The following is an 18,131-nucleotide window of genomic DNA, read 5'->3' on the forward strand; positions in this document are numbered from 1 at the left end:
CGCAAACCGGACGGACATTCGGAAGAATGCGAGCCCGGTAATCTCCACACAGGAACACAGGCCGTCTCTTCATGAAAATTCTGGATCGTTATATCGCCAGGCAAATTCTGGGAGTCACCCTCATCGGGGTTATGGCCCTCAGTGCCCTGCTTTTGCTTGGCAACCTGTTCAAGGAATTACGGCCGCTCCTGCTGGACAGCGGGGCTCCGACCAGCATCGTCGTGGAATTCATCTTCCAGGTCATCCCCTTCTCCCTGATGTTTTCCATCCCGTGGGGATTCCTCACGGCTGTCCTGCTCGTATACGGCAGGCTGGCTGCCGACAACGAACTGACTTCCATGCGCATGGCGGGACAAAGTCTCCTCCGTCTCAGCGCTCCGGCCATCGTCATCGCTTGCATTCTCTCCGCCTTTTGTTACTGGGTCAACATCGACATCTCCCCCAAAGCCAAACAGGCTATCACTGAAATCATCGTCAAAGCTGCTGCCATCGATCCCAAGGGACTTCTGAACGAAGGCCAGGCCATTACTAAATTCGACGATCAGGAAATCTACATCGACAAACGCCAAGGAGACACCATCTACGGCATGCACGTTTACCAGCACGATGATGCAACCGGTAAATCCAAAGCCATGCATGCAAAAAAAGTCGATGTCGACTTCGATGATCAAGAGAAGATTCTCCACTTCATCTTGCACAATACCTTTGTGGAAATGTCCCAACCGAACGGCAAAAGCCAAGTCATGCTCGTCGAACGCATGCCGTGGATGATTCGCGTCAACCAGATCAAGTCCCGTAAAATACGAGCCAACAGATTCACCAATGATGAAATCCATGAGGCGCTAGAGACGCCCGGCTACCTGAATGAACGCCAGAAGCTGGAGTTTGAAACGGAACTCCCGCGGAGGGCATCGTTCTCCATGGCCTGTATCGTCTTCGCTTTGATCGGCGTCCCGCTGGCCATCAGCGCCCGCCGCAGAGATACCTCGACGGGATTCGTCCTGGGCATTATCATTGCCGCCTTGTACTTTGTTGCACTCGTTTTCGCCGACCTTTCAAGAAAAACGCCCGGTCCCCTGCCCTACATCCTGCTGTGGACACCCAACATCATCGGTTTTGCCGTCGCTTGGTACCTTCACAGGAAAGCACTCAACAGGGGCTGACGCATGCCTCAGGGAAAACCACGGGAAAAGGCTTTCCCGGTCAACGGATTTGGTGCATGATGTCTTTATGCGCGACATCCCCACCATTGCTATCGTCGGAAGACCCAATGTAGGCAAATCCGCCCTCTTCAACAGGATGGTCGGACGACGCATCGCCATCGTCCATGACGAACCAGGCGTTACGCGAGACCGTCTCAGCGCCCCCTGCACCATCACCGACTATGCCTGCGAAGTCGTAGATACCGGAGGGATTGGTGCCACGCTCAACGATACCTTTGCCGATGCCGTCGCCGCGGAAGCGGACATTGCCATGCAGACAGCCAATCTGATCCTCTTTGTCCTCGACAGCCGTGATCACGTCACTCCCATCGATCTTTCTATCGCCGCCCAGCTGCACAAGTCGCAAGTTCCCGTCATCATGATCCTCAACAAAGCGGATCATGAAACCCAGGAACTCAATATCGGCGAATTCGCCGGCCTCGGCATCGAAGAGCACGTTTTCGTCTCCTCCGCCCATGGAAGGGGCTTCCAAAAACTGGCGGAACTTCTCGACACCAGACTAAAAGCCATAGGCGCCCCCACCCGCGAAGAAATCGAAGCTGCCGTCCCTCAGGAGGATGAAGAAGAGCAAAACGGCGAACGCCCCGTCAAAGTAGCCGTCGTAGGACGCCCCAATGCCGGTAAATCCTCCCTCATCAATGCCATCCTCAACGACAAGCGAACGATCGTCTCGGACATAGCCGGTACCACGCGCGATGCCATCGATATCCCCTACACCCACGGGGACAAACCCTACATGCTCATCGACACGGCAGGCATGCGTCCTCGCTCCAAAAGAGATACCTCCGTCGAGGTCTTTTCCGCCATGCGCAGCGAAAAAGCCATCCGTCGTTCGGATATCTGCCTTCTGGTCATCGACATCGCTCTGGGAATCACCCAGCAGGATCGCCGCATCGCCGGAATCATCGCCGAAGAAGGCAAGCCCTGTATCATCGTCGTCAATAAATTCGACCTCTACCATCCCACCGCTCCTTTCAAAGCCAGACGAGAAGAAGCCAAGGAACATATCCGGACCGAGCTTTTCTTCCTGGACTACGCGCCCTTCGTTACAGTCTCCGCCCTGAAAGGCAATGGCATCGACGACATTTTCCGCCAGATCGACACCATTCGAGAAATCGCCCAGAACTACCCCTCCACCGGCAAGCTCAACCGCATCCTGCAAAAAGCCATGGAGAGCAATCCTCCCAAAGTTGCCAAATCCGGACACAAGCGCCTGCGTCTCTACTATGCTACAGCAGCAGTCGATCCCAAATACGACATCATTCCCGTCCCGAAGTACGTCCTGTTCGTCAACGACAAGAACCTCCTCACGGACAGCTACTCTCAATATCTGCGCAACGCTCTCCGCCAGAGCACACCCGGTTTAGGCATCCCAATCCTCTTCTCTCCGCGTTCACGCATCAGAACCTCCGATTGACACGAACAGTTGGAAACCACACCTCCTCTCCGACATCATGCTTCTGGATGTCCGCCATCTCACAACACATTTCCGCACGAGAGCCGGTATCGTCCGCGCCGTCGAAGATGTGTCGTTTACCCTTAATCCCGGAGAAACACTGGGGATCGTCGGGGAATCCGGATCCGGCAAATCCGTTACCTGCTACTCGCTAATGAGGCTCATCCCCATGCCTCCCGGAAAAATAGAATCCGGTCAGGCCCTCTTTAACGGAACTGATCTGCTTCATTGTACAGAAGCAGTGATGCGCCGCATCCGGGGCAAACGCATTTCCATGATCTTCCAGGATCCGATGACATCGCTCAATCCTTATCTGCGCATTGGAGAACAGGTTGCGGAACCCCTTGTCATTCACGAAAAGATGTCTCGGAAACAAGCTCTGAGCCGAGCCATTGAAGAATTGGCTCTCGTCGGCATCCCTGATCCGGAACAGAGGGCAATGGCCTATCCGCACGAATTTTCCGGAGGCATGCGCCAGCGCGTGATGATTGCCATGGCCTTAATCACCCGACCGGAAATCCTCATCGCCGACGAACCTACGACCGCCCTTGATGTCACCGTCCAAAAACAGGTGCTGGACCTCATCAAACAGCGCCAGCAGGAACTCGGCACAGCCGTCATTCTCATCACGCACGACCTCGGCGTTGTTCGCCAGTATGCGGATCGTATCAACGTCATGTATGCCGGAGGCCTCGTTGAGAGCGCCCCAGCAGGCGATCTCCTCCTCCATCCAAGGCACGCGTACACCCGTGCCCTCCTCCGTTCCATCCCCGGCATGCAGTCCAAGGGCACTCCTTTGTACACGATTCCCGGCCTCCCTCCTAACTTGATATCCCCTCCGTCCGGCTGTACTTTCCGCCCCAGAAACACGCTGGGCACTCCGGAGCTCTGCCTCAGAGACCGCATCCCGGAACTCATCGAAATCCAACCCGGCCACTGGGTGCGCAATTGTCCCGGCTGCCTGGCTGATGCTCCCTGATCCCGCCGTCTTCCGATTAATAGGTTTCGAATTCTTACCCATTTTTTTTTGACTTGGGAATGGAAGTAATTACTATGAGTTAGTTTTAATTTTTTCTTCCTTCCCATGAAAATTCCAATTTTTTTCGTTGCGGCGGCGTACGCCTTATGCTGCTTTGCCAGTCAGGGGGCCAAACCCAATATCGTGCTCATCAATGCCGATGACCTGGGATGGGCGGAAGTCGGTTGCTACGGGCAGAAAAAGATCAAAACGCCCCATATTGACAAGCTTGCCGCCCAAGGGCAGAAATGGACTTATTTCTACTCCGGAGCTCCCGTATGCTCTCCATCCCGCAACGTTCTGATGACCGGACGCCACACCGGAGTCAATGACGTTCAGGACTTGAAACGCGTCGATCCGGGAGAAAGCTGGGACGATCTGCGTGCCGGAGACTGGCCTATAGCCAAAGACGCCTACACCCTTCCCGAAGCCTTGAAAAAGGCCGGATATGCTACGGCCATTTTTGGAAAATGGGGCATTGGAGAATTCGGGACAACAGGTGCTCCGGACAAGCACGGAGTCGACCGCTTCTACGGCTACACCGACCAGAAAGCCTGCCACTCCTACTACCCTCCCTTCATCTGGGACGACGGGGAAAAAGTCGCTCTGAACAAAAAAAATCCTCCCGCCACAATTGGTCATATTTTCGGTCCCCTCCCCAAGGGAGAAATCAACGCGGACGACTACCGGGGCGAGATTCATTCCTCTGATTTGATCGCAGATAAGATGCTCGAATTCGTCAAGGCCCGCTCCGATCACAAGCAACCCTTTTTCCTCTACTACGCCCCACTGGAACCGCATGTTCCGTTGCAGCCCACGCAAAAATGGATCGACGAATACCCGACGAAATGGGATCCCACTCCTTTCCGTGGAGGTACGGGTTACCTGCCTCATCCCCGCCCCAAGGCGGCCTATGCCGCCATGATCTCCCAGATGGACCACAATGTCGGGCGTCTGCTGGATACCTTGAAGGCTTGCGGACTGGAAAACAACACCATCGTCATCTTCACCAGCGATAACGGCACTACGCACGATGTCGGAGGCGTCGACCACAAATTCTTTAATTCGGTGGCCGGATTGCGTGGTTTGAAAGGCCAACTCTATGAAGGCGGCATCCGCGTACCCGGAATCATCAAATGGCCGGGAAAGGTGACACCCGGTACAATCATCGACCAGCCGGCCTACCACGCCGACATCATGCCGACACTCTGCGCCATCGTCGGAGCAAAACCCGGTAAACCGTTGGGGACCGATCTCACCCCCGTCATTCTCGGCAAGAAAAAATCCCTCCCCAACCGTAACCCCATGGTCTGGGCCGGAGGCGGATATGGCGGACAGGTTGCCGTACGCCTCGGAGACATGAAAATCGTCCGGCGCAACCTTTTCCCCAAGAAAAAACCGAATAATTGGGAAGTCTATGACATCTCCAAGGATCCTTTCGAAAAAAATAATCTTGCAGCCCAGCACCGCGACTTGATCGACAAGGCCATTGCCATTCTGGACCGGGAATACCGCCCCTCACCCGGTTTCCCCTCCCTCCAATACAAGGCAAAAGAATCCTGAGCTTTTCCGCCTTATCCGGGCTCAGGGAAGAGCCGATACCCATTTATCCCCGGACTTGCGAACGGGGATAAATGTTACCGTCCAGTTCTGCTGAGGCACGGTAAACGGATTTTCAATCACGACCGTATTGGTGCCCTTTTTAACGGGGATAGCCACAGGTTCGCGAGTCCACCAGAATTCCTCATCGGTAAAAGGGAGTTCATTGGGAGGCCGGAACCACGTGTTTTCCCGGTATCCGCGGCTACCGGGCATTTGCCAGTTCGGGCCTTTGATCTCTTGCCCGTTTACCCAAATCCGCGATCCGAAGGACGACCACTCTCCATTCCGGGGAATCCCGGAGCAACGACGATTGGAACGAGCCGGGGCATCGAACCCGATTACTGCATATTGAACCCCGTCGGCAGGAGACTCCAGTTCGGTACGGCACCAGACGGTCACCCCTGGAGACTCTTTTGCAAAAATTCCGCAGGGATCTACTCTGGTCTTCAACGCCAGGTACCCTCCATCCGCCTGCTTCGTCAAAGGAGAGAGTTCTCCGGAAACAATGCGGCGTCTCATCGCTTCCACCTTGCTTCCATCCTTCACCGGCACAGGATCAGTCACCCTCCAGGAAACACCGCACTGGGGCCAATACGGAAAGGGACGCCCCAATCTCATCCCCAGTTTTTCCAAGCGTTGCTCAAACAATTCGAAAGCCTGAAAAGCCTCGCTGTCCCGGGGAGGCAGCACTCCTTTGTAGAACGTTGCGTCAATCGAAGAACCTTTCCAACTTCTCTCCGCAAAAGTCATGATTCCGGGCCACATGGGATTCTGCCGTTCGATCTGCTCGGGGTTATCGGCCCGGACATCATTCCACAGGCAAACAATTCCCCCCAAGGCTTTGTCATCTCCCCGTTCCTGCCCGCACATTTGCCGGAAAAACTGCTTCCTGACCATAACGGTTGGATCCAGAGCATTGATATATCCTGCAGTAGAATCTATATATGCACTCTTCTCCCGGCCGGGAGTGACGGAAATTCCCTCGTCATTCCACAGTTGAGCCACTGCTCCATCCGCTACGGGCAACCCCGGTTTCCACTGCATCGGCCTTCTGCCGAGGGAGACCACCTTGCCCACCATGCGTTTGGCAAACTCCACCGGATTAGGGACATGGCACTCGTCAGTTCCGATATGAAGCCAGGGACACATCTCACGGGGAATTTCTCGGCAGAATTCATCCAGCAGCTTTTCCAAAACATCCATACCCTGAGGGCTTTCCATAGGAAAGCCAAAAGCCTTTTTGAAGTAATCGCTATGTCCTGGCATGTCCAACTCCGGAACCACCATCACATGTCTCTTACGAGCGTAAGCAATCAAATCACGGATCTCGTCGTAAGTATAAAAAGCCCCGGGATCACGCCCCTTTACCTGGAATTGAGGATCGTTCAGCCGAGGAAAAGACTTGCACTCCACACGCCAGGAGGGACTGTCCGTCAAATGCCAGTGAAAGAGATTGATTTTGAAGCGCGACATGAGATCGATGTGCTTCTTCAACGTATCGATCGGCATAAAATTCCGTCCGACGTCGAGCAGGAATCCCCGGTGAGGAAATGCCGGCATATCCCGAATCTCAGCGGAGGCAAGAACCTCCTGTCCCTGGTCGTTTTTCCCCAGAACCAACTGACACAAGGTCTGGAGTCCATAAAACAAGCCTGCTTCCGTTGCTGCCTCCAGCTCAAAACGATCCGGCCATGTCCGGAGAACATAACCCTCAGAACCCGTAGCAAGTTTACCGTTCAAACGCACGGAGGAGATTCCCTTTCCCGGTTCCCCTTTGACTACACGGATACCGGGGAAAATTTCCTTCAATGCCCACAGGGTAGAACCACCGGAAAAGGCACAGGCAGCAATACCCGGGGATGAAGCTACACAATCCGTCTGTTTTCCCCAGGCAAGCTCGCAAGGGAATGGAAGCAGCGCCACCGGAGCCTTTCTCTCAAGATCCAATGGATGGGGAGAACGCCATGCCGGCAGAGTCTCCGCCCCGGCAGACAGGGACAGCGCTGCCGGGCACATCACCCCGGACAGACTCAACATACCAACAGCACAAAAACGAAGCAAAGAGGGAGTCTTCATTGCTATATTCTCAAATATTATCGCTTAAAATCAATAATTATGTCCCGGGCTGGCGGTATAGAATCCATTCCGCCATTCCGATCTTGTTAACGCCAGCCCCGGAATTCACCTGCGTAAGCGTCACCCGGACATAACGGACATTCTTTACGGGAACCGGGAAAAACTCCGGCTTGAAATACTGCCCCGCCACCTGACGCTGGTCCATCACCTTGTTCCAGTTTTTTCCATCGGAGGAAACCTCCATGTCGTAAGTGTATTGGGAACTGTCTTTTTCCCAATAAATCCGGCTGCCAGTCAAAGTCTGCGGTGATTTGAACTCCATCGTCACCGACTGGGGACATTCGGATGAAGCCGACAACCAGCCGGAACCGATCACCGTTTCTCCATCACGGAGCTTATCCGTTCCTCGATCCGGTTCAGAAGGGGCTGAAGCAGTCAAGCACACTACATCGGCATTGGGAACAGGTTCCCCCGGAGACAGTTCCTCCCCTTCTCCTAGGGGACGAACGCGAATTTCCCGGATGGAGGCCCAACCCGCCTCGCCTTCAACTCCCGTCACTACCACTCGGACATAACGGGCATGAGTACGCACCGGACTCAAGCTGCGTCCCTGGACTGCTTTGCCTTCTACAGCAGGGAACCATGTTTTTCCATCTCCGGATGTTTCCAGACGAAAGACATAGGCAAGAGTATTCTCCCAGATGATCTCAATGGCCGACATGGATGCAGGAGCCTTCAGATCTATCTCCACCGTCTGGGGGAATGAACCATCCGAGGCAGCCCAACGGGATCCTTCGTCTTCATCCGTCACCGCAGCAGCAGGATTTTGCTCTTGGGCGGAAGAAACCGTTACAGGACACCCCGCCGCCAAATTGAGGAACAATTCAGCCTTGTCTTCCAAATCGGCCTCGCTGCGCGTCCACCGGGGCTCCGGTCCCGGTACAAAACGTCCTGTAAACGGGAGGGATTCCACAACCGCTTCGCCAGCTTCCAGCCCATCGGACGAAGCTTTCAAAATAAGTTTTCCTGGGGAGTTCCCCGTCTTTGCAAAGAAAAAGCCGATTCCGCCATCGGGCTGCTGGTTCTCCACCCGGATGCGCGGCATCTTTCCTCCGACGAGGGCTCCTGCCCCTTCCACACCAACCCGGACATTCCCTTTGAAACCGGGAACTACCGTCCCTTCGGCATCTACGACTTTGACATGCACGGGGATCAGGTCGGCCCCATCCGCTACAGGAGCAATCCCTTTCAAATCCGGCTCCACAACCACGCGGGCGGGATTGCCGGGAGTGGACACGGCATGCGTTTTGACAAGCTTCCCGTCCAGATAGGCTTCGGCCTTCAGTTCACCAGCCTCATAACCGGACAGAGAAAACCGGAAAATCGGACTGCCTCCCTTTTCTCCAATATGCGGACATGCCTTCAAGGCTTCTTCACGCGTTTGTTCACCGACGAATTTTCCATTACGGTAGAATTTGACACTGTCACAATTGGAAAAGACATCGACATCCAGAGAAGAATCGGGCGAATTAGTACTGGCAACAAATACTTTCGGTCCATACTGGGGATCCCTCGCCGGCTGCATCGTCTCCAGCCAATACGCGCTATACTTGCCGAAACGGTCAATATCCACTGCTCCGCTGCCAAGTGTGACAGAAGCCGAGCCGCGTGCATAATCGTTCCAACTCCACAAACAATAACCGGCGATACGCTTGTTGGCATCCAGCCCGCCCCAATCGGGATAACCGCGACCATTGAGCTGATCCTGCCGGGCATGAACCTGGTCCAACATGAGAGCTTCCCCTTGCTTCCGCAAAGACTGATGTCCCCAATCTCCCCATTCACGTGTCAGGAAAGGCTTGTCGGGATTAAAATCCTTCTGCACGCCATCCAGAGAACAATCCACCACCTTGTAGCAGGCATCGTAATACTTTCCATGATAGCCATAGTCCGCCGCCGTATACATCTGGTTCCCCGGGTACTCGGCATGGGCAATCTCGGTAGACTCACGAGCCCACTGCTCGGAATACCCCGTTTCATTGAGGGACGTCTCCCATAGAATGACGCTGGGACGATTACGATCCCGGCGGATCATCTCACGCGTATCCCGGTGAGTCCTGTCGTAAAACGTCCGGGATTTCCCGAAAAACTGCCACCCGGGCTGACACTCGATCACCAAAAGCCCGAGCTCGTCGCAGGCATCCAGAAAAGCGGGATCCTGGGGATAGTGCGTCGCACGGACAAAATTGAACCCATTGTCCCTGATCTGCAAGGCATCCCTGCGCTGCATGGAATTCGGGGCTGCATCCCCGACATTCTGGTAGCTTTGATGCCTGTTGGCGCCGCGCAAATACAACTTTTTCCCATTCAAGTAAAAACCATCCGGCTTAAAGGCAATCGTACGGATCCCGATACGGGTTTCCACCACATCTACCGGCCGCCCATCGACGACAATTTCACTCACCAGCGTATAGAGGTAGGGGGATTTCGTATCCCACAAATGAGGATGAGGTACATCAAGCTTTTGTTCGAAATGACGGTCGTCTCCGGAAGAAAGGGAACTCGCCGGGGTCTCCCCACGTGCAACAATCCGTCCGTCCGCATCTTTCAATAAAGTGCGGACCTTCAACCCGGCTGCCGCCTCCCGGTCGTTTTTAACATGGGTTCGGACATGAACCGTCGCCACTTCTTCGGAGACACTCGGGTACGTCACAAATACGCCGCCACCCGCCACGCGATCCGCCGACAGGGAATCCGTAATATGCAGTTTATCCGTCACCTTCATGGCAACGTCCCGGTAAATACCTCCGTAATAATGGAAATCCAGATTCGCCAGAGGCTTTCCAGGAGGAGTATCCGGATTGTCCCTGTTGGATACGCGCACGGCCAGCACATTAGATTCCCCCCATTTGATTTTGTCCGTAATATCCAGGGAAAATCCGATATATCCTCCGTTTCTGGTACCGATTTCTTCTCCGTTCAAATAGTACGTACTGTCAATCATCACCCCTTCGAAATCCAGCACAACACGCTGGTTGCGAAATTCATCCGGTACCGTAAAATAACGTCTGTACCAGCCAATGCCCTGATAAACATTGGCCGCTCCGCCGCAATGCTTGGTTTCCAGGCGCATCGTATGGGGGAGAGTTATCCGGGCAAATCCGGAATCATCGTACCCCGGCTTCTCGGCACCCGGTTTTTCTCCGCGCCAAAACCCCCAATCACTATTGAAATTCAAAAGTGTCCGAGCCTCGGCAATAGACATGACAGCCACTCCGACCGGAACCATAGCCGCAAACACAGCCCATCCATACAATCTGCTTCTCGAACTTCTCATAAGCGATGCAAAAGATACGCTCAAGAGGGAAGCGATCTTACAGCAGCTTTGTCACCTCCGCCATTCTCTTCAGGAAAGGAAATCCATACGGCAGGGCGTAAATACATCCAGTAACCTCCCTGCCTCCAGACAACGGGTACCATGCATCACCATCGATGAAAAATGCAGGGAGTCACCCTTGCCGACCAGGCGGGTCTCATCGCCGATCGTAAATTCAAAAAGTCCCTCCAGCACATAACAAACCTGTTCATGCTCATGATTGTGGAGTGCCCCGACAGCCCCCGCGTCGAAAGATACCTCCACCATCATCAGTTTCTCGTCATGAGCCAGTATCTTCCGTACAACGCCATCCCCTAAATCCTGTCCGGATACGGAATTGTAAAACACAAATGAACTCATGACCAACAATAGTAAAACATGCAAATAAAAAAGCTCCCTATTGCCGGGAGCCTCATATCAACCTGATGGCGGAGCGGGTGGGATTCGAACCCACGGTACCGGTTGTGCCAGTACGCTCATTTAGCAAACGAGTGCTTTCGGCCACTCAGCCACCGCTCCGTTAACAAGGTTGTGGGCAGGAAACTACCACTTTCCCCTTATACCTGTCAATACCGGAATTGGTGATTTTTCTCTTCCTAGGAAACCGTAATGTATCAAGCCAATTTGGATAGCCGTAAGCTTGAGTTATGATGCAGTCACTGTCCCGATCACGTCAAATTTCCTCATTTTTGTCCGGAATCATGCTCTGCAACCGGGAGTCCTCACTTGACCGAAAGGATGAAAGAACATAGAACTAGCGCGTACATCTCCATGATATCCCGCCTTTACCTATTGATTCTCTTGCTCCTTGCATTTTGGGCCAATCCAATGCAATTGGAGGCGGTCGAAAAGGAAGCCACCGTTGATCAAACAATTCAGGCCCTCTCTGCCGAATTGTCCAACCGCTTAGACACGCTCCCCAGGGAGATGACTCGCTTCGACTCCCTCAGGAACGACTATATGAACCAAAGGACGCGCCTGAAAAGCAGTTTGGATGAACTGGCCGTTGTCCTCTATTCGCAAAGTTACGCCAACTTTTTCTCACTCACCTATTATTGCCAGAGAGTCGCCGACATCAACACCACATTCCACGGAAAGCATTTTCCATTCAACCGTTTCAGGAGCTTCATCCTCAGCGAACAGCAAAAACTATCCCAGCTCAAGCTGGCATTGGAGAACATCGATCCCTCCTCTCTTTCCTCTGCCGGGAAATCCGCCCGGGAAAAAGCCATCGGATCATGCGATGAGCTCAACAGCAGTATCAAAGCATTTGACGAACAAGTCCAAGCGGACGAAAAATTGTTCATCCAACTTGGAAAAGAAATTGAAGAACTTAACACTTACGCCAACGGAAACACCAATTCCGTCAATATCAAAAAATTATCCCTTCCTCAAAAGGCACAGGCTCCTTCCTCGGAAACAGAGCAAGTGGAAACGAAAACAGACAGTATTCTACCTGCTCCAGTCGCAAAAATCCTGGATACGGCAATCGATACGGTCTCCACGGCCCCGCATCCAGCCACTGAAAACCAAAATGGTTCCATTGGAAATGACGGTCAAATGTATGAAATGATGAATCAGGCTTTCTGGCAGCCCATACCCATTATTTCAAATTTCAAAGACAACTGGCCATCTTTCATTGATGCCCTCCGTACAACTTACACCAAGGACACCGGAACCATCAAAAACAAAGAGCTTCGCCTATTGGGCATTTCGTTTTTCATCTTTTTGGTCGTATGTTACCTAGTCTCCAGACTCATCTTCCGAGTCTTCCTCAAATCCTTGATGACCAAAAGAAACGCTCTTCCTAAAATACCGTTCTATACGCTGGCAGGCACTTTCATCCTCCTGGCCCTCTGCTTTATCGCCGTCAATACCTTCCAAAATCTGGACGTCATGGCAAGCATCACCCTTCTGGGTACGGAGTTTTTCTTCATTGTCGCCGCCATCATCCTTTCCCTGACAATACGACTGCCTCATGAAAAAATGTGGGCCGGATTGCGTCTTTATTCTCCGATGGTTGTCCTGTGCGCCATTTTCGTTTCTTTCCGCATTTGCATGGTGCCCAACATCATCATCAACTTTTCCCTTCCTTTCATCTTCCTGATCATGGCTTTCCTCAACGCCCTGCTGGTCAGAAAAACGGAAAAAAGCCTCCCCATGATCGATCGTGCCTTGAGCACCGTCTCCCTGCTTGTCACCATCGCCGGAACCATCGCCTGTTTCAAAGGATATTGCTTCATGAGTTTCCTCTGTACTCTCATCTGGATCATGCTCATGAGCAGCCTCTTGTTCCTGTCGGCAATTTCCCAGCTCCTGCATCAGTTTCAGGCCCGCCTCAACAAAAAGAGCCCAACAAACAATACATCATGGTTTCAGATACTCGTCACCAAGCTGGCTCTCCCCCTGATGAGCGTCATCCTGATCATTTACAGTTTCCTGTGGCCTGCGGATATTTTCGACATGACTCACATGCTCACGGACTGGTCTTCCAAAGCCTACTCCATCAACGATGTTATCAAAGAGCTCTCTGTCAATAACATCATAATCATTATCGTCATAGGAATCATCCTCCACTACTTGATCTCCCTGGGTAAGCACACCCTTCATGAAATCTATAAGGACCAGTACGAAACGGGTGCCATCCCCACCTTCATCACCCTTTCATCCTTCGCCTTGTGGGGAATTTTCATCTTCACGGCACTCACCATCGTCCATGCCGACTATCACGGTCTCCTCATGGTCATGGGCGGCATGAGCATGGGTATCGGCTTTGCCTTGAAAGATACCATCGACAACATTATCTGCGGACTCTCCCTTATGTTCGGGCGGTTGCGCCAAGGAGACATCGTAGAATGCGACGGCATCCGCGGCAAAGTTTCATCTATCGGCTACCGCACCACTTTCATCGAAACAACAGACGGCTCCATTATCGCATTCCAAAACAACCAGTTATTCAACAAGAACTTCCGCAACCTTACACGCAACCACCTCTACGAATGCATCAAGGTCGAAGTCGGTATCTCCTACGGCACCAATGTCGAATTCGCCCGGCAATTGATCCTTGATGCAACGCGGAAAATCGATGTCCTCTCCAAAATCAAGAATACCCTGGTCGTCCTGGACAATTTCGGGGACAGCTCCGTCAACCTCGGAGTCTGGGTCTGGGTTCCAGTCCGAGCCAAAGCATCCGCCCTCTCACGAGTCCGCGAAGCCATCTACCATACATTCAATGACAATGGCATCGAAATTCCTTTCCCACAACAGGACATTTACGTCAAATCCTTTCCTGAGCAACCCCAGGAACAATCTTCTGCCTCGACAAAAGACATCCCCCCTACAGCCTCTCCGCCAGTAACTCCGTCCGTTTCCTGAACCGACTACTTCGCTTTTCCAACCTGACCCGTTCAACTTTTCATTCATCTCCAATACTATGAGCAACGATCTGTCCCTACTCGGAGCACAAAGCTCCTTCTATACCAATCCTGACGATGCCAAACTGGAAGCATTCCCCAACAGAACGCCCGGACGCCCCTATGTCATCACGCTTGATACACACGAGTTTTCCTCGCTATGCCCCGTCACCGGCCAACCCGATTACTGCCACATGACCATCACCTATGTCCCGGCTGAAAAATGCGTAGAGACGAAATCCCTTAAATACTATCTTGCTTCCTTCCGTAACTACCCGTCCTTCAACGAGCAAATAGTCAACCGCATCGTGGACGACCTCGTTGCCGCCATCCAGCCACAATGGCTGAAAGTAGAAGGCCGTTTCTCGCCCCGCGGCGGCATCCAGCTTACAACCACGGCCGAGCACTGTCCGGAAAACCGCCCCCTTTAATCCAGACCTCCACACATAATGGACCGTCAACAAGTCACAGTCCTGCTCAGCGGCGGTCTGGATTCATCCGTAGCCCTTCACTGGGCATCCCGATACCATAACGTCCGGTTGGCTCTCAGTTTCCACTACGGATCCAAGCATGCCGTCCATGAGCTCGAATGCGCCCGCCTTCAAGCAGACTCCCTGGACATCGAACACCGGGTGATCGACATTTCCGCTATCTCCCGCCACCTCAAGTCCGCTCTTCTGGAAGGGGGGGATCCTATTCCAGACGGCAATTACGACGAATCCAACATGATCCAGACCGTTGTCCCCTTCCGCAACGGGATTTTCCTCTCCATAGCCGCCGGAATTGCGGAAAGCATGGAATCGACCGCTCTCGTTATTGCCGCCCATGCCGGAGATCACACAATCTATCCGGATTGCCGGGAAGAATTCATGAAAGCCATGTCCGACGCGATCCGCTTGGGCACCTATGCCGGAATGGAAATTCTCCGACCCTTCATCGAATACAGCAAAGGAGACATCGTCCGTACCGGCCACGACCTCGGCGTCGATTTTTCCAAAACCTACTCCTGTTACAAGGGAGGAGATATCCATTGCGGCACTTGCGGTACCTGTATGGAACGCAAGGAAGCATTCCGGAATGCCGGACTTCAAGATCCGACCAATTATCTCCGATAACCGGAAAATTCAGATTTCCGGAAGAGTTACTCCTTCCGGTCTAATCCAAATCTAATTCTTTCATTGTCAAAAGGCATGCCTTCTTTCAGGGCATGCCTTTTCGTTTTCTCTGATCTACTCTTGTCTGGTGGTACTCCTGTTTTAGAGACATTCAAAATGTTCAAAATCCAACAAAGTTGTAAAATGAACGACAAAAGAACATAAAATCGTTATACAGTGAAGGGTATGAATTCGAAAAGACTTATTCTCTCCTTCTGTCTGACTCTCATTCCCATTGTTCACGCCCACACCAGCATTGAACAAACCAGCAATTGGGTCACTATTTCCAATGCAAAGAACACACTCTCCTTTAACCTATCCGATGGATTTTACTACATGTTGGATGAAAAAGGGGAAAAAGCCATCGACTATGCCTACTTTCAACTCGGGGCTCTCCATTCCAAGGACAAGGAAGCCACACGAACCTACTCCACGGCAGATGTCAACGATGATTTAGGAACAGGTAAATGTCTAACGGTCAATGTTAATTTCCAAGATGACGTCAATATCATCTGGCAAGTCTTCATGTATGATGACGCTCCGTATGTCGTGTTCAACATGGGAGTCGAAAACGATACCCGGCAAGATTACCGCCTCGCCGTGTTCCATCCTCTTACCAGCCGTAGTTCTTATGCAGGAAACGACAACACGGATCATTTCAAGGCTCTGGACGGTCACGGAGGCGGCGCCCGTACCCTTGTAAAAAACAACGCTACCAATATCGATTCTTTTAACAACCTCCTTTTTCGTTTCGGAACCGGAGACGCTCTCCGCATCTTTGTTGCGGGAGGGTTGACTTACAAAGAATTCGAGAAATTCGTCGCAGTCAACCGACAGAATAAAAAGATGTGTATTGATATCTATGCAGAGGATCCCGTCGGCAAGGGCGTTCCTGCCGGCAGTCGGTATTTGCCGGACGAACGATTCTACGTCTGTCTTAATAATCCCAATCCGTTTGAGGCGCTGGAACTTTACGGGAAAACGCTCAAAACAGCCCAAGCCATCAAGTTGAATTACTATGATTTCCCCACAGAATGCCTCTGGTATGCCAGCTACATCAACCGAGAAAAAAACCGTCCACGCTTCAATGACTCCAAGGGAGCCGTTGAAGAAATGAACCGTGCCATACAATCCGGAGTCACCCGCTACACCCGCGTAGCCATACGGCTTGTCCCGGATGCCTACGGTCCGGATAATCAGCAAGGATGGTGGGACGACGAACATTGGGCCAGATACGGAGACCCCATGTCTTCCGAAGGCCCCCACTACGTCGCTCCCTACTTGACGACCAAAAGCTGGGCCGGATAAATCCTCTCCAAAGGAGGCATTCCCATAACTTACTTCCAAGGTACGCGCCGCTCGGAGGACTATGCGAAGGAGCATCCCGACCACATGCTGTTCAATACGGTACGAAAAGTCATGAACCAGCCGGAACGTTTGAGGTACAAGGTCATCCCGGGGCCGGAATATGAAGATGCCGTCGGAGGATACTACAGACACTGGTGGACTGATAAAATGGTGTGGGGTTATGACTTGACCGATCCCGGATTCGTCCAACACATGCAGGATGTATATCGAAACCTCCACGATGCCGGTATCGCCGGGATTATGTACGACTACCCGGATCTGACAGGATGGGCCTACGAAGGAGGATTCGAGGACAAGAATGCAACTACAGCCCACGCTTACCGGGAAATTTACCGACTCGCCTACGAGGGACTCGGCGACAAATGTTATCTGGATGAGCGCAATCTTCTACGCGGTTCCGACATTACGCTGGGACTGGTCGCCTCCCAGCGAGTCTGGGCGGATACAGATATCATCACCCCCGAAATGGTCACACGCTGCGGTCTGCGCTGGTACAAGAATCGCGTCGTCGTCAACTACGATATGGATGCCAAAGACCCCGTCAATGTCGCCCCCCTGGAAAATCGCGATGGTAATAAAGCCATGTTAACCATGTGTTACGTCACCAGCGGACGTTTCCTGATGGGACGGGGATTCGCTCAACTTTCTCCGGAAGAAATGAGGGATTTCTCCCGCACCTTTCCCTATCACACGTCCCCCCAAAGCGCACGCCCTCTTGATGCTTTTCACAGCCGGGACAACTTCTGCCGCGTGTATGACTTTGCTGTAACGCCCGACTGGCATCAATTAACCTTCTATAATCCCGATACCCAAAAACCGGATACCCTGAGCATTGCCCTCGGTGCCTCACTCAACGAGGGTGGTATGGAGCTTGCCCCCCAGGCATCCTATCATGTGTACGACTTTTGGAACGATTGCTACATGGGACTCATCCAGGGAACGGATGTACTGTCCCAGACGCTCCGCCCTGGGGAAGCACGCATGCTCTCCATCCGCAAAAAACAGACAGTTCCCCAGTATCTGTCCACCAATCGGCACCTGATGCAGGGCTATATCGATATGAAATCCTGCACATGGGACAAATCGCAACACAAATTGAAGGGATGTTCCCTCGTCGTTGCAAACGAACCGTACGAAATCATCGTGGCGACAAATGGAATGACGCCTGACAAAGCCGAGGCAGAAGGCGCCGATATCACCATCAACCCCATTCCCGGACACAAGGATTTAATCAAACTGATCCTCACTTCATCTCGCGGAGGCGAAACCACATGGAATCTTTCATTCAACAGCTAACATCCCATTTATAGACAATACATTCCAGAAATAAAACAGCTATTATTTACCCCAGGATTCATCCGAATAGAGATCAAACAGCGACCGCACTCTATTCCCGACAAAACAATCATTGGAACACACGATTCCTCCCTCACAGTAACCCCGCT

12 protein-coding genes and 1 tRNA gene are annotated in these 18,131 nt (G+C 52.5%); 9 read left to right on the forward strand and 4 right to left on the reverse strand.

Going from position 1 to position 18,131, the window contains the following annotated elements; genetic code table 11:
* Nucleotides 1-71 precede the first annotated feature (71 nt).
* From QET93_RS11835 to QET93_RS11850, 4 genes are all read left to right on the forward strand, one after another.
* On the forward strand, nt 72-1,163 hold the full coding sequence (locus tag QET93_RS11835; protein ID WP_280132165.1) for an LptF/LptG family permease: 1,092 nt from the start codon (nt 72-74) through the stop codon (nt 1,161-1,163).
* 67 nt (nt 1,164-1,230) lie between these two features.
* Entirely contained in the window at nt 1,231-2,640 is a 1,410-nt protein-coding gene (gene der, locus QET93_RS11840) for a ribosome biogenesis GTPase Der (protein ID WP_280127291.1), read from the forward strand.
* 37 nt (nt 2,641-2,677) lie between these two features.
* Nucleotides 2,678-3,658, forward strand: coding sequence for an ABC transporter ATP-binding protein (locus QET93_RS11845; protein WP_280127292.1), 981 nt, complete (start codon nt 2,678-2,680; stop codon nt 3,656-3,658).
* A gap of 105 nt (nt 3,659-3,763) precedes the next feature.
* A complete protein-coding gene (locus QET93_RS11850) occupies nt 3,764-5,260 on the forward strand; it encodes an arylsulfatase (RefSeq protein ID WP_280132166.1) in 1,497 nt (498 codons plus the stop codon).
* Nucleotides 5,261-5,281: 21 nt separating this feature from the next.
* Here the strand turns inward: QET93_RS11850 and QET93_RS11855 are convergent, their stop codons facing one another.
* The 4 genes from QET93_RS11855 to QET93_RS11870 all read right to left on the reverse strand — a co-directional run bounded on the left by QET93_RS11855 (nt 5,282) and on the right by QET93_RS11870 (nt 11,270).
* Nucleotides 5,282-7,336 (reverse strand): family 20 glycosylhydrolase, encoded by a 2,055-nt coding sequence (locus QET93_RS11855; RefSeq protein ID WP_322190002.1) that lies wholly within the window; start codon nt 7,334-7,336, stop codon nt 5,282-5,284.
* A gap of 76 nt (nt 7,337-7,412) precedes the next feature.
* Complete coding sequence (locus tag QET93_RS11860; protein ID WP_280132168.1) at nt 7,413-10,712, reverse strand: discoidin domain-containing protein; 3,300 nt, start codon at nt 10,710-10,712, stop codon at nt 7,413-7,415.
* A gap of 69 nt (nt 10,713-10,781) precedes the next feature.
* A complete protein-coding gene (locus QET93_RS11865) occupies nt 10,782-11,111 on the reverse strand; it encodes a cupin domain-containing protein (RefSeq protein WP_280127296.1) in 330 nt (109 codons plus the stop codon).
* A gap of 66 nt (nt 11,112-11,177) precedes the next feature.
* A tRNA-Ser gene (locus QET93_RS11870) sits at nt 11,178-11,270 on the reverse strand.
* 309 nt (nt 11,271-11,579) lie between these two features.
* On the opposite strand from QET93_RS11870, the gene QET93_RS11875 reads away from it, so the two are divergent.
* The 5 genes from QET93_RS11875 (at nt 11,580) to QET93_RS11895 (ending at nt 17,982) form a co-directional block, all read left to right on the forward strand.
* Nucleotides 11,580-14,126, forward strand: coding sequence for a mechanosensitive ion channel family protein (locus QET93_RS11875; RefSeq protein WP_280132169.1), 2,547 nt, complete (start codon nt 11,580-11,582; stop codon nt 14,124-14,126).
* Nucleotides 14,127-14,184: 58 nt separating this feature from the next.
* A complete protein-coding gene (gene queF / locus QET93_RS11880) occupies nt 14,185-14,595 on the forward strand; it encodes a preQ(1) synthase (RefSeq protein WP_280127298.1) in 411 nt (136 codons plus the stop codon).
* Between the two features lie 18 nt (nt 14,596-14,613).
* The gene (gene queC, locus QET93_RS11885; RefSeq protein ID WP_280132170.1) at nt 14,614-15,279 is read left to right on the forward strand and encodes a 7-cyano-7-deazaguanine synthase QueC; all 666 of its coding nucleotides are present in this window, start codon (nt 14,614-14,616) and stop codon (nt 15,277-15,279) included.
* A 225-nt stretch (nt 15,280-15,504) separates the two neighbouring features.
* Complete coding sequence (locus QET93_RS11890) at nt 15,505-16,626, forward strand: hypothetical protein (RefSeq protein WP_280132171.1); 1,122 nt, start codon at nt 15,505-15,507, stop codon at nt 16,624-16,626.
* A gap of 84 nt (nt 16,627-16,710) precedes the next feature.
* Nucleotides 16,711-17,982, forward strand: a complete 1,272-nt coding sequence (locus QET93_RS11895; RefSeq protein ID WP_280132172.1) for a hypothetical protein — start codon at nt 16,711-16,713, stop codon at nt 17,980-17,982.
* Nucleotides 17,983-18,131: the final 149 nt, after the last annotated feature.

Origin of the sequence: Akkermansia sp. N21116 (assembly GCF_029854705.2) — a bacterium.
Taxonomy (GTDB): domain Bacteria; phylum Verrucomicrobiota; class Verrucomicrobiia; order Verrucomicrobiales; family Akkermansiaceae; genus Akkermansia.